At 45.7% G+C, this 12,843-nt stretch carries 10 protein-coding genes; 4 read left to right on the top strand and 6 right to left on the bottom strand.

What is annotated here, in order from left to right; all coding sequences use genetic code 11:
• Window positions 1-154: 154 nt before the first annotated feature.
• The 4 genes from ACHFJ9_RS11515 (at window position 155) to xni (ending at window position 6,609) form a co-directional block, all read left to right on the top strand.
• Window positions 155-2,437 carry a tetratricopeptide repeat protein gene (locus ACHFJ9_RS11515; RefSeq protein ID WP_005391368.1) on the top strand — a complete coding sequence of 761 codons (2,283 nt, stop codon included), beginning with the start codon at window positions 155-157 and terminating at the stop codon, window positions 2,435-2,437.
• 98 nt (window positions 2,438-2,535) lie between these two features.
• Window positions 2,536-4,101: a sensor domain-containing diguanylate cyclase gene (locus ACHFJ9_RS11510; protein WP_258676540.1), complete on the top strand. Its 1,566-nt coding sequence runs from the start codon at window positions 2,536-2,538 to the stop codon at window positions 4,099-4,101.
• Between the two features lie 290 nt (window positions 4,102-4,391).
• Window positions 4,392-5,768 carry a nucleotide 5'-monophosphate nucleosidase PpnN gene (ppnN, locus tag ACHFJ9_RS11505; protein ID WP_005391372.1) on the top strand — a complete coding sequence of 459 codons (1,377 nt, stop codon included), beginning with the start codon at window positions 4,392-4,394 and terminating at the stop codon, window positions 5,766-5,768.
• 58 nt (window positions 5,769-5,826) lie between these two features.
• The gene (gene xni / locus ACHFJ9_RS11500) at window positions 5,827-6,609 is read left to right on the top strand and encodes a flap endonuclease Xni (protein ID WP_005391374.1); all 783 of its coding nucleotides are present in this window, start codon (window positions 5,827-5,829) and stop codon (window positions 6,607-6,609) included.
• A gap of 107 nt (window positions 6,610-6,716) precedes the next feature.
• On the opposite strand, the gene rlmM is transcribed toward xni, so the two are convergent.
• The 6 genes from rlmM to ACHFJ9_RS11470 all read right to left on the bottom strand — a co-directional run bounded on the left by rlmM (window position 6,717) and on the right by ACHFJ9_RS11470 (window position 12,836).
• Window positions 6,717-7,808 carry a 23S rRNA (cytidine(2498)-2'-O)-methyltransferase RlmM gene (gene rlmM / locus ACHFJ9_RS11495; protein WP_005391375.1) on the bottom strand — a complete coding sequence of 364 codons (1,092 nt, stop codon included), beginning with the start codon at window positions 7,806-7,808 and terminating at the stop codon, window positions 6,717-6,719.
• Entirely contained in the window at window positions 7,805-8,203 is a 399-nt protein-coding gene (locus ACHFJ9_RS11490) for a DUF423 domain-containing protein (RefSeq protein WP_005391376.1), read from the bottom strand. The genes rlmM and ACHFJ9_RS11490 overlap by 4 nt, the downstream gene beginning before the upstream one ends.
• Complete coding sequence (locus ACHFJ9_RS11485; RefSeq protein ID WP_074190974.1) at window positions 8,193-8,816, bottom strand: alpha/beta fold hydrolase; 624 nt, start codon at window positions 8,814-8,816, stop codon at window positions 8,193-8,195. Before ACHFJ9_RS11485 ends, ACHFJ9_RS11490 begins: the two co-directional genes overlap by 11 nt.
• Window positions 8,797-9,717, bottom strand: coding sequence for a transcriptional regulator GcvA (locus ACHFJ9_RS11480; RefSeq protein WP_005391378.1), 921 nt, complete (start codon window positions 9,715-9,717; stop codon window positions 8,797-8,799). Before ACHFJ9_RS11480 ends, ACHFJ9_RS11485 begins: the two co-directional genes overlap by 20 nt.
• Before the next feature lie 511 nt (window positions 9,718-10,228).
• Window positions 10,229-11,677 (bottom strand): tRNA uracil 4-sulfurtransferase ThiI, encoded by a 1,449-nt coding sequence (gene thiI, locus ACHFJ9_RS11475; RefSeq protein ID WP_031780206.1) that lies wholly within the window; start codon window positions 11,675-11,677, stop codon window positions 10,229-10,231.
• 211 nt (window positions 11,678-11,888) lie between these two features.
• A complete protein-coding gene (locus ACHFJ9_RS11470; protein WP_006741833.1) occupies window positions 11,889-12,836 on the bottom strand; it encodes a flagellar motor protein MotB in 948 nt (315 codons plus the stop codon).
• Window positions 12,837-12,843 lie beyond the last annotated feature (7 nt).

Below are 12,843 nucleotides of genomic sequence, written 5' to 3'. Positions count from 1 at the left end.
ACAGAAATAAGTTCGGTAATCTAAAGGGTTACCGGACGTTTTTATTGTCCAAGCATGTTACTATATCAAATGGCTTCAACCTGCATTTAAGGGGCTTGTTGAGGTCTTTTACCGTTATCCGCCATATCTAAAAACAGTTCGAGGGAACGAAAGGATGTTTTGGGACAGTTCGCGTCTATTCAAGTTAATTGGCTTTCTTTGCTTGCTGTTTGTACAGCCGCTTCATGCGACTATTTTATCGTCCGCGTTACTCAACGAAGCACAACAATTGGCGGAAATAGAGCCATCACAAGCAAAACAAGCGGCAACCAACTACTTGTCACAACGTGAGCTAACGGAACGCAAAGAGAGTGACAGCCCTTCTGCGATGTCTCGTGACGAGACCGATCGTAGCGTTCGCACACCAAGCAGCACCATCGAAGCACACAAGATTATCGCTCAGGCAGACTACGCCATGGGTAACGTTCGTTCGGCTATCGAACACCTAAACAAAGCCGAGCGCTTAGCGCAAGAATATCAATTGCCGTACATGGACTTAGATCTCCAGCTGATGCGCAACCAAATGATTTGGATGTACGACAAAAACTATTCAAAAGCGGAAGATACGCTTAACCAAATTGAGCAGCAACTCGATGAAGCCGATGCGGTATTGCAACGTACCGACAGCGTCCGCTATCGATTAGTGATGCAAAGAGCGCTCCTCGCTTCACATAGTGGCGATCTGATTAAAGCGGAAAGTTTGTATTCTCAAGCCAAAACTATGCTTGAAGACAGCCGATCTGACTTAGCCTTGATCGACTATTACACAGCCGTCGGCGAGTTTTATCTGAATAGCAAGAAATACAATTTGGCTTTGTCGGAACTGCTTTACGGTTATTGGCAATCTATTGAGAGTGACAGTGGCGCAAGGTTAGCAAAAGTTAATCGCCTGTTGGCGAGACTCTTCCAAGAGCGTCGAGTTTACGACAAAGCGATCGAATACTTATCTCAAGCCGCAGACTTCTATGACTCCTACCCTAGCTCTCCCATCCTAGCGGATGTGCTTGAGCAAATGGGTGACATTTATTTTTACCAAGGCAAGTTTAACCTTGCCTTAGTGCACTACTTCAACGTGCTGGACCATGAAAGCACCAGTAAGAACATTAATCGGATCATTAAGATTCGCTTAAGCTTAGCGGCTACCTATCTGCAACTCTACAACTACGCGCTAGCTGAACAATACCTAGACCGTTCTAAAGAGCTTTTAGAATACACTGACATTCCTAAGCTTGAAGCAAAGGCAGCGTTGCTTCAGTCAGGCCTGGCTTATCATCAAAACGACAGTAAAAACGTCATTACCAATGCAAAGCTGGCGTTAGCACTTGCTGAAAAGTCACCTGAAAATAACAACTTCATTAAGCAGCAGTCTTACCGCTTACTCGGGCTTGGTTACGAGCAGGCAGGCGAATACCAACTTTCTCTGCAGGCTTATAAGAAATACACCAACCTTGTGCGTTTAGAGCAAAAACAGCTCAACCAAATCAGTGAGGATGCATTCCGCCAACAAAAAGAGTTTGCTGAACAAACCATCCACTATATCGGCCAATCGGAACGCCTTGAGCAAGTGGAAAGGGAACACCGCAAATTCCAGAAAATCTCATTCGCATTGTTTATTACTGTGTTGGTGATGTTTTTGTTCATTATGCGCCGCGGCGTGATCATGCAGCGCCAAGCAAGTGAAATCGAAAAACTGCGTAATGATCTCTTCACTCACTCTCGTTCGCGTTTACGTAACTTGCGTATGCTGAACGTGAAGCTGTCTCGCTCATTGAAAAAGTCGAGCGAAACTTTCGAGCAATGGCAAATGGGCGAATTGATCCACGAGCCACTTAACGATCGCCTGCGCTTTGTCATGATCGACTTGCCATTCCTACGAAGCATGTACGTCCACAACGGTTATAAAGCAGGTCTAGAGCTGGAGCGCGCATTTGGCGACTTTCTAGCGGAAAAGATAGAAAAGCCATCGCGTCTTTACCATTTCTCAGATGCAAACCTACTCTATATCGAGCCGAACGCTGACCGTGATGCTTCTGCCGAAGTCATGTTCGAGAAATTCCAGACTTGGGTGGATGAGTTCGCTCAGCAGCACAACGTCAACCGCATTATTCGCATGGGTATCAGCGATTATCCGTTCTTACCCCGAGCCTACACTGCAATTAACGACGAGGAATTACTCGATCTGTTGCTGCTCGCGACTCACATTGCGCGAGAAGTCAGCTTGAAGGATAAGCAAAGCCACTGGGTTTTCTTGAAAGCCATCGATAACGCGCCCGCCGCGAGCTTTGCAACGGGTAACATAAGAACCGCCTGTCAGCATGCCATTAGCCAAGGCCTGATTAAGATCCATTCGTCCTACAAGAATGAGGACGACATCAAGAAAATATTAAAAAATGGATAATTAAACGCCTGTTAGACATAATAACTAATGACGCTATAACGTTTTTTGTTATTATCGGATAATTGTCAGTAGTACATGGACTTAACCGTAGTCACTTCATGGGAATCTTGGAATCCGATATTCAGTCGCAGCTTCATCAGCTGAGTTGTCAACTTGACCAACTCAGACTGACACATCGTGATACTTCACTCAAATTCAAACGTGAACAACAAGTTCTTAAACGCGTTGTGGCATCATTGTCTTCAGCTTGCCAGGGTTCGAATACCCAGGTATCCAATTACCTGTTTGAAATCCAACAAGAGCTGCAACATCAAAAAGATATCAGTACTCTTATCCCACGTTTAGCGGTATTAGAGAGAATGCTCAAACAGCAGTCGAAGACGATGGACAAACAGAACGGCTACCTAGACGAACAAATCAAACACAGTGGTGAAACACTCCAACGTGTCACAGGGTTACCTGCGCAGTTAAAACGTGAACTACGGAACTTAATGAGTTTCTCAGAAGCTCATGCCAGCAATAAAGCCGATCAAGCCACTAAGCTACTGAGCATTTACGAACGCGCTCTGAAAATCATCACTTCCAACTCGCGTTTGCATCTCAGTGAGTTTGAGAATAATCCTGATAAGTCTCAACTTGAGTGCTTAGCCAGCGATCTACAACATACCATCACCGAGCTGGATTTTGAGGGAGAAACGGGAGATCGATTGCTCGATATTCGGGCTAAGCTGCTTCTTGGCGTCAGCGCGGAATCTCTCATTGAGCTAACACTTTCAACGCTAAAACTGGTTGTCGAAGCAACAAAGTTCGAGCGCGAAGCGTCTAGCCAATTCCTTGATCAGCTGAACACTTCTCTCGCAAATAACCTAAAAACCGTTCATCAGAACGTCGACCAACATCATACCTACTTTGAGCACCGCCAAGAGCTCAACACAGAAATGAACAGTCTGGTTGAATTGAGTCAACTTTCGCTCGACCAAGCTCAAGATCTAGCGGATGTAAAAAAAGAAATCGCCCCGTTACTTGCGAAAATGGCGTCGCTGACAGAGCGACTTAAAATGACGGAAGAACGAGAACAAGCGCTGCAAGAGCGTTTGAATTACAGTAAGAACCAGCTCGAAGCCGTGTTTGAAACCACCCAAGATCATCGTCGACGCTTAGATGACCAAGCTCAACGCATGTTGCTCGACCCTCTGACTAAAGTCTATAACCGCACCGCATTTAATGATCGACTAGAGCTAGAGTATCGGCGTTGGATTCGCTCTCAACAGAACCTGCGTGTAGTGTTGTTTGACGTTGATAACTTCAAAGCGGTGAATGACAGCTATGGTTATACGGCTGGTGATAAAGCGTTGAAGATCATCGCTCGCACCATTAATAAACGCGTATCAGAAACTGAGACGGTAGCTCGCTTTGGTGGTGAAGAGTTTATTTTACTCGTTCCAGAACAATCTGAAGAATACACACTGGATCTCATTAAACATATCCAGCGTGATATTAGCCAATTGCCATTTAAGTTCCGTGAGCAAAATATCATGATCACCCTAGCGGCTGTGTCGACCTCTTTTAAAGAGTCCGATACGCCAGAGTATGTACTCGATCGACTCGGCAAGATGCTTGCGGACGCTAAAAAACGTGGAACAAATCAGCTTAACTGGAGCTAGATTTCGTACAAAAAGCGAACAAACAAACCAGAATTGGCGCAATTTACGCTTTATAACCACCCATTTTCAACGAGTTATCACATTTCTTCCCTTTCAGTCTGCTAAGCTGTAAAAACCCAAGTCACTTCAAGATGATGCATTTACAGAACGCGAATGTACCATCTTGAGGTTGCTTGGGAGTCAATAACCATAAAACCAAATCGGCCAACTGCCTTTCATCAAACCATACGTATAACCCAAAAAGGTGAGTTGGTACTTTCCCTCAAAATAATGCAACACAAGGAGGCGTTATGATTACCCATATAAGCCCCGCTGGTAGCATGGACTTGCTATCTCAATTAGAAGTAGAGCGCTTAAAAAACACGGCCTCGAGTGAACTTTATCAACTGTACCGCAACTGCACGTTAGCGGTGTTGAACTCCGGCAGTCATACCGATAACTCGAAAGAGCTGCTCGATAAACACCAGTCGTTTGATGTCAACGTAGTGCGCCGCGAGCGTGGTATTAAGCTTGAGCTGACTAACCCACCTGAGCACGCCTTTGTCGATGGCGAGATAATTAAAGGTATCCAAGAGCATCTGTTCTCCGTGTTACGCGATATCGTTTATGTCAATATGCATTTAGCAGACGCACAACGACTCAACCTGACGAACCCAATTCACATCACTAACCTCGTGTTCGGTATTCTGCGTAATGCCAGAGCACTCACACCAGGTATCGAGCCAAACCTCGTCGTGTGTTGGGGTGGTCACTCTATCAATGGCGTGGAATATCAATACACACGTGAAGTCGGTAACGAGCTTGGCTTGCGTGAACTTAATATCTGCACGGGTTGTGGCCCTGGTGCGATGGAAGGACCAATGAAAGGTGCCGCTATCGGACATGCGAAGCAGCGTTATACTCAGCAACGTTATCTTGGTTTAACCGAGCCTTCGATTATTGCAGCCGAGCCACCAAACCCAATCGTGAATGAGCTGGTTATCATGCCGGACATCGAAAAGCGTTTGGAAGCCTTTGTACGTATGGCACATGGCATTGTGATTTTCCCTGGTGGTCCGGGCACTGCAGAAGAGTTGCTGTATATTCTTGGCATTATGATGCACCCAGACAACGCCGATCAGCCAATGCCTATCGTGTTAACTGGACCAAAAGAGAGTGAAGAGTACTTCCGCTCTATCGACGAGTTTGTTCGCGATACACTTGGCGAAGAAGGTCAAAAGCATTACGAGATCGTCATTGACGATCCGGCAGAAGTGGCACGTATCATGAAGCGCTCAATGGACTCTGTACGCCTTCACCGAAAAGAAAAAGGCGATGCTTATAGCTTTAACTGGTCATTAAAAATCGAGCCTAACTTCCAGTTACCATTCGATCCAACTCATGAGTCGATGGAGCAATTGGATTTAAGCTTAGATCAAGAACCTCAAGTCTTAGCGGCCAACCTGCGCCAAGCCTTCTCCGGTATCGTGGCTGGTAACGTGAAAGCCGAAGGAATTCGAGAAATCGAACGTCGAGGCCCTTTCACCATTCACGGTGATCCTGTGCTAATGAAAAAGCTCGATAAGTTACTACAAGACTTTGTCGAACAACACCGAATGAAATTACCTGGCGGTTCAGACTACGAACCGTGTTATCGCATCGCTCACCCAGAAATTGGTGGTCGATAGTCAGGCTAGCATTCGTTACACTAGGGGCATTACGCCCCTTTTTTATTGCTAAGTCATTATGTCTATTCATCTTGTTATTATTGATGCCCTAAACCTGATCCGCCGAGTGCACTCTGCACAACCGGATCCAACCGACATAGCAAGAACCATCACCACGACACAAAGAACCCTCACTCGCATTCTGTCAGAAGCCAACCCGACACACATCATTGCGGTTTTCGATCACCATGAACAAGACAGAGGGTGGCGAGCTGAGATTCTTCCAGACTATAAGCAAAATCGAAAACCAATGCCGGAACCACTGATGCAAGGTCTAGATGCGATTCAGCAAGCATGGTGGGAACAAGGTATTGATTCATTGCTTTCTGAAGGCGATGAAGCGGACGACTTGGTTGCTACTCTCGCGACGAAAGTGGCCAGTCATGGTGAAAAAGTCACCATCGTTTCTACGGATAAAGGCTACTGTCAGCTGCTTTCTCCTACCCTACAGATCCGTGATTACTTCCAACATCGTTGGTTAGATGAACCGTTTATCGAAAAAGAGTTCGGCGTAAAACCAAGCCAACTGGCCGATTATTGGGGGTTAACGGGGATCAGCTCTAGCCAAGTGCCTGGGGTTCCGGGCATTGGACCAAAAGCGGCGAAAGAGATTCTTACTCAGTTTGAGAATATTGAAGCAGCCTACGCCAGTGAAGACCTCGCACCGAAATACCGTAAAAAATTAGACGAGCACATTGAGTCTGCACGCTTATGTAAACGCGTCGCGGCTTTAAAGTGCGACATTGAACTCGGCTTTAACTTACAGGACATTCGCTTTACAGGACCAAATAAGGCGGAATAGTGTCTGATGATGGTTTCAAACCATAGAGCTATCAGACAATAAAAAAGCGCCATTTGAAGGCGCTTTTTCTATTCTCGGGACTATCCCCAAATGACTCGGAGATAGAATTAGTACGGCGAAATGTTCGATAGACACTGGATATGAATCGTGATCTCTTCACGATCATGATACAAATGCTTAGCTTGTAGTCTGAACTTTACCTTATTATCAATCAGGAACTGCTTCAGGTTTTCAAGGTCTTGCAGCACCTCGTCATAGCGGCCTTTCATTGGCAGCTTAAGGTTAAAGATTGCCTCTTTCGCCCAACCTTTTAACAGCCACTGGCCCATAAGGTGAGCAACACGAGCTGGCTTTTCTACCATGTCACAAACAATCCATGTTACGTTCTTACGGTCTGGTTCGAATTTAAAACCATCCACCATATGATGCTTGATCTGGCCGGTTTCCATCAAGCTGTCTGCCATCATGCCGTTATCGACACAGTGAACGAACATCGAGCGCTTCACCAATTGGTACGTCCAACCGCCTGGACATGCCCCTAAATCGACCCCCCACATTCCTGGAGCTAAACGCTCATCCCACTCTTCACGTGGAATAAAGACGTGAAATGCTTCTTCCAGTTTAAGCGTTGAACGACTTGGGGCGTCTGCTGGGAACTTAAGGCGAGGAATACCCATGAAGAACTGAGAGTTATTGTCAGTGTAAGAATAACCGACATAACAGTGGCCAGGCTCCACAAAACAAATGTGCAGTACTGGCTTCTTCGCGTTGTCTTTGTTCAACATTAAACCTTTACCGCGCAACGCTTGACGCATTGGGACAGTAAATTTACGGCAGAATTTCAGTAGCTCTTTCGCTTCATTCGTATCCGGAGTTTCAATTCTCAAATCCCCACAGCGAGGAAACGCTTCAATGTCTGCTAGCTCATTCAAAATTGGGCTAATGCGGTCATCACTTGGCAGCGATTGAAACTCAGCCGCTACCGCAAACATTTGGCGAGCGAAGATTAACGACTTAAAGTCCAAACCTCTCGCAAGTTTGTCCGCATCTCCATCTTGGTAACACTCGAAGACAACATAACCTGAGTTTCTCTTCACACGAGGGAAGCCATACACTTCCAACTGTGTCGCTTTGTCCTGAATTTCACCAGCACACTCTTTCTCAAAGCCAGAACGGCAATAGAGCATTAGTTGTTTCACTTGGAGACCTCTTTGATATTGAACGCAGCAAAAAAGAACAGACACCAACCAATCATGAACAGTAATCCTCCCATTGGAGTAATGGGCCCAAACCACTTAATGCCTGTCAGCGCCAGCGCGTAAAGACTGCCGCTAAAACAAAAGATGCCGATGATAAAGCAAATCGCTGCAATGAAAAAATATTTTTGTGCTTTTTGTCCCAAATTCAATAGCAATAAAACCGCACAAAACACAATCGCCAGCGTGTGAATAAATTGGTACAACACTCCAGTCTCAAATACGCCAAGTAAATACGGAGCTAGCTGAGCTTTTAGCCCATGTGCAGCAAAGGCTCCTAGAGCGACAGAAACCAGCCCAGACAGACCAGAAAATGAGAGTAACCACTTACTTTTCACGGTGCACCTCTTTGATAAACGCCGCTAACTGCTCTACCGCGAGATCGATGTTACCCGCCTCGGTATGGCCTGAGCTCTTGCGCGGTTTAAAGCTGTGGTCACCATCAGGTAAAAAACTCACCTTAACTTGCGATGAAAGGACAAAGTCATCGAACTCCTCACGCTTACCAAAGGTGTCTCGCTCCCCTTGTAGAATCAGCGTAGGTTTCTCGATATTCGCTAAGTGATCGCCTTTGAACTTTTCTGGCTTTCCCGGAGGGTGAAATGGAAACCCTAAACAAGCAATGCCCGCCACCAGCTCATTTTCAGCCAGTAAACTCGACATGCGGCCACCCATTGACTTACCACCAATGACAATAGGTTGAGAGGTAAAGTGAGCAATCACTTCTTCATAGGCTTCCAGCAGTTTTGGCGCACGATCTGGTGGACGCTTTTTCCCATCTTCCGCTCGCTTAATCATATACGGGAAGTTAAATCGCACCACGCGAATTCCTTGTTCAACTAATCCTTTGGCAACGGCGGCCATGAAATCATGTTCCATCCCCGCTCCAGCGCCATGGGCAAAGATAAATAGAGGACCGCTTTCAGGTCCCTCAACTATCCATTGGCTCATCTAGTACTTCCTCTTGCTCTTTTCTCGCGGTCGCTAACATCCAGTCTCTAAACGTTGCGATTCGGCCCATATCTGCCTGCTGTTCATGACACACCACGTAGAATGCATTCTTGGAGATCAACACCTCGTCGAATGGCGCGATGAGTCGTCCAGCTTCCATTTCTGGCTTGGCGAGTACGTTGTTACCAAGCGCAACCCCCTGACCATGCGCAGCAGCCTGTAGCACCATCGTCGAGTGACTGAAAATAGGACCGTGGTTTACATTGATACCTTCGATGTTGTAATGACGCGCAAACTGCTTCCAGTCTTTACGCGAAGTATCATGTAACAAAGTGTGTAATTTGAGGTCACTTAGAGATTCTAATGGTTTGTTGCCTAAAAGTAACGAAGGTGAACAAAGTGGGATCAGAAACTCTTGGTACAATTTATCCGCTCGCAAACCCGGCCAATTCCCACGGCCATAGTAGATAGCCACATCTACATCATCAGTCAGTGAACCTTCATCCATATCCACAGCTTTAATACGTACATCGATATCTGGCTCTTGAGCATTAAAGTCGGCCAAACGAGGCACCAACCATTGGATAGCAAAACTCGGCGGTAGACTGATCGTCAATGCCCCTTTTTCACTACGTTCCAATACCTTATCTGTCGCCTCGGCAATCGAGGTGAAAATATCTTTGATGTCGAGAAAGTAACTTTGTCCTTCTTCTGTCAACAATAGCGAACGATTACGGCGACGAAAGAGCTTCAACGATAAGAACTCTTCGAGTGCTTTAATCTGGTGACTGACCGCGGCTTGAGTAACAAACAACTCTTCTGCTGCTCGCGTAAAACTGAGATGACGAGCAGCCGCTTCGAAGACTCGAAGCGAATTTAACGGAGGCAATCTGCGAGACATATGGGACCTCAAATAGGATTAGTTTTTTTAATCTGAAACATTATAAAATGTCCGTTGTCGAACAGCCAGATAAATTCTATATTTCACCCCGCAACACGAGCCTGAACGGCTTGATTTCTTTGGAAATCAATTGGCTTCGTTGTTGCGATGTTGTGTTTGCAAACTCGTATTTCGAGTTAGGTAGATTTCTACCATAATGTTTTGTCCACACTCCCTGTGATAAAACATATACTTCCTGTATTTATTTTTGACCTGTCTGTCAAATTTGTTACACCGCCTAAATTAGGCGGTGTTTTTTTATCTATCGAAAATCTCATCCGTATATCTGGCAGCAACATCACTTTATTACTCTTCTTTCGGATTAATTATCGTTATATCAACACAAAGTGTATGGCTTTGCGATAAGCCTCAACATTATGCTAAGTAATGATTAGCTGTAACGCGATCAAAAACAAAAAAGGCGCAAATTGATGTCTCAATTTGCGCCTTTTAACGTCTTTTTATCAGTCAACTATGGGCGGTAAACTTTTACGTTATTGAAGCCTTGCTCTTGCAAGTAAAGCGCTTGCAGACGGCTCATCACACCGCGGTCACAGTACAGTAAATATGTCTTAGATTGGTCTAAATCACCAAACTGTGTACCCAACTTGTAGAATGGGATATGTTTCACATCCACACCTTCGATTTCGAGCGGGTTATCGTCTTCCTCTTCAGGACTACGAATATCTAGCACAACCGCGTGCTCTTCTACCGCCTCAACCTGCTCGACTTCTGGTGCTGCTTGCTCAGACTCTTTCGCGATATCACGAATGTCCATCATGCGTGCATCACGAACTACTTGCTCAAGAATGCTAAAGTCAAATTTCTCTTCTTCCGCTTCTAGCTTCGCTTTAATCGCTTTTACTGTCGGCTTCTTAGAAATAACACCACAATACTCTGGCATAGTCTTCGCAAAGTCTTCCGTGCCGATTTCGCGTGCTAGGTTAATGATGTCTTCTTTATCCCAGTTGATAAGTGGGCGCAGAATCAACGTGTCCGTTACGTTATCGATATGGCGGAGGTTAGTTAGCGTTTGGCTCGATACCTGACCGAGCGCTTCGCCAGTCACCAATGCTTCGATCTTCATCTTCTGAGCGATCATGCCTGCTGCACGCATGAACATACGCTTCAAGATAACCCCCATTTGGCCGTCATCGACTTTCTCTAGGATTTCCGCAACCACAGGTTCGAAATCAACTGAAATGAAACGTACTTTTGCAGAAGAACCGTATTTGTTCCATAGGTAGTGAGAAACCTGCTTAACGCCGATTTCGTGTGCTGGACCACCTAGGTTAAAGAAGCAGTAATGTACTTTTGAGCCACGCTTGATATGAAGGTAGCTAGAAACACCAGAGTCAAAACCACCAGAGATCAAGCTCAACACGTCTTCTTGCGTGCCCAGTGGGAAGCCGCCTAAACCTTTATGACGAGCCAGCACTTGGTTTAGCTTGTCGTTCGAGACTTCTACCTTGATCGTCACGTCTGGGTTTTGCAGCTTAACTCTTGCGCTCTCAATCGCTTGGTTTAAACCACCGCCGACATAACGCTCTAGTTCGATAGAGGTAAAGTCGTGCTTACCGCGACGCTTCGCACGTACAACAAAGGTTTTATTTTCGAGTGCAGAGCGATTTAGCTCCAGTACTTGTTCGAAGATATCGTGCAAATCTTTAAATTCGGTCTGCTTCACTTCCAGTACGTGGTGAATGCCTGGTGTATGAGTCAAAACCTCAAGAACTTCAGCGTGGAATTCGTTACTCTCAGAGGTCACTTCAATGTGATCACGACGGTTGAATACCGCGACAGATTCCGTGCGGCTCTTAATGATGTTACGAATGTTGCACTCTAAAATCTTTGTGAAGCGCTTACGCACAGATTCACTTTTTACAAAAATTTCTGGATGGGGCTTTACAATAAATTTCATAGTCTAATTCGCAGGTTAGTTTCGCAATCAACAAAGAGTGACACTCAACTTCAATGCTTCATACGCAGTAAAACCGCGTTTCAGTCACAAAAAGTAGTCTGAGCTCACTTTTAAGGCGCAAGATTATACACCCAAGCGGATTGGAAAAACAAAAAAAGCGAGCAATCTGCTCGCTTTCTTATCTCTCTACTGACTTAAAACCAAAGTCTAGTTATTGAATTACAGGCACTTCTTCACTGTATAGTGGCTCGCCTTGCATGATGCTGATTTCAACCCGCCGGTTAAGCGCGCGATTTTCATCAGAATCATTCGGCAACAATGGTTCAGTATCTGCCATGCCTCGCACTCTCAAACGTTGATGAGAGAAACCTCTCACCTTCTCCATCTCTTGTGCGACCGATACGGCGCGCTGAGAGGAGAGATCCCAGTTAGAACGATAAAGCTCAGAGTCCAACGGTCGGTTGTCCGTATGACCAGATACTCGCACAATGCCTGGCACGTCTTTTACTAACTCTGCAATTTGTCGAACTAAAGGGCGGAATTTAGGCTGCAAGAAAGCCGAACCTTCAGGGAATGCACCTTTTTCACGCATGCGTATGACAATCTGTTGGCCAAGATTTTCAACTTCAATGGCACCTTGTTCAATCTCTCGCTCTAAGGCTTTCTTGATGCTTTCCATCAAGGTTTCCATCTCTTGCGACATCTCTTCAGATTGCTGCTGTTGCATGTCCGCTTCTGCAGATTGATTGTTTTGCGTTGACGTTTCTGGCGACTGGCCCCCCGTTAACTTGCCTTCATCACGCTTTGTGCCACCAGCTCGGTCAGACTCCCCTTCATGAAATTCGAGCGTCTGCTGAGTGATGTCCATGGTTTGCTGCATGATGACATCAATCGGCGTTGGTTCCGGTCGGCCCGGTCGAAATTCTTGAGCAATGATGCTAGTACCTTTGGGAATGTCTTTCACTTCAAGTTGATTTTGTACACCGAAGGCAAATTTCATTGATCCCGCAATCTGTTTGAACTTCAGCACGTCCATCTCAGAAAACGAGAGCAGAAGAACAAAGAAACACATCAGTAGCGACATTAAGTCCGCGAATGTCCCCATCCATAACGGGAGACCGGGTGGCGGACAATCGCATTTGTTATCTTCATCATCCATCACTACT

The organism is Vibrio sp. D3, from assembly GCF_043995865.1.
Lineage (GTDB): Bacteria > Pseudomonadota > Gammaproteobacteria > Enterobacterales > Vibrionaceae > Vibrio > Vibrio diabolicus.
This window is presented reverse-complemented; position numbering and strand designations above follow the sequence as displayed.

Coding starts and splice junctions, on each gene's coding strand:
- ACHFJ9_RS11470 (WP_006741833.1), bottom strand. CDS start 12,836: ATGGATGATGAAGATAACAAATGCGATTGTCCGCCACCCGGTCTCCCG.
- xni (WP_005391374.1), top strand. CDS start 5,827: ATGTCTATTCATCTTGTTATTATTGATGCCCTAAACCTGATCCGCCGA.
- ppnN (WP_005391372.1), top strand. CDS start 4,392: ATGATTACCCATATAAGCCCCGCTGGTAGCATGGACTTGCTATCTCAA.
- ACHFJ9_RS11510 (WP_258676540.1), top strand. CDS start 2,536: ATGGGAATCTTGGAATCCGATATTCAGTCGCAGCTTCATCAGCTGAGT.
- ACHFJ9_RS11515 (WP_005391368.1), top strand. CDS start 155: ATGTTTTGGGACAGTTCGCGTCTATTCAAGTTAATTGGCTTTCTTTGC.
- ACHFJ9_RS11485 (WP_074190974.1), bottom strand. CDS start 8,816: ATGAGCCAATGGATAGTTGAGGGACCTGAAAGCGGTCCTCTATTTATC.
- ACHFJ9_RS11480 (WP_005391378.1), bottom strand. CDS start 9,717: ATGTCTCGCAGATTGCCTCCGTTAAATTCGCTTCGAGTCTTCGAAGCG.
- thiI (WP_031780206.1), bottom strand. CDS start 11,677: ATGAAATTTATTGTAAAGCCCCATCCAGAAATTTTTGTAAAAAGTGAA.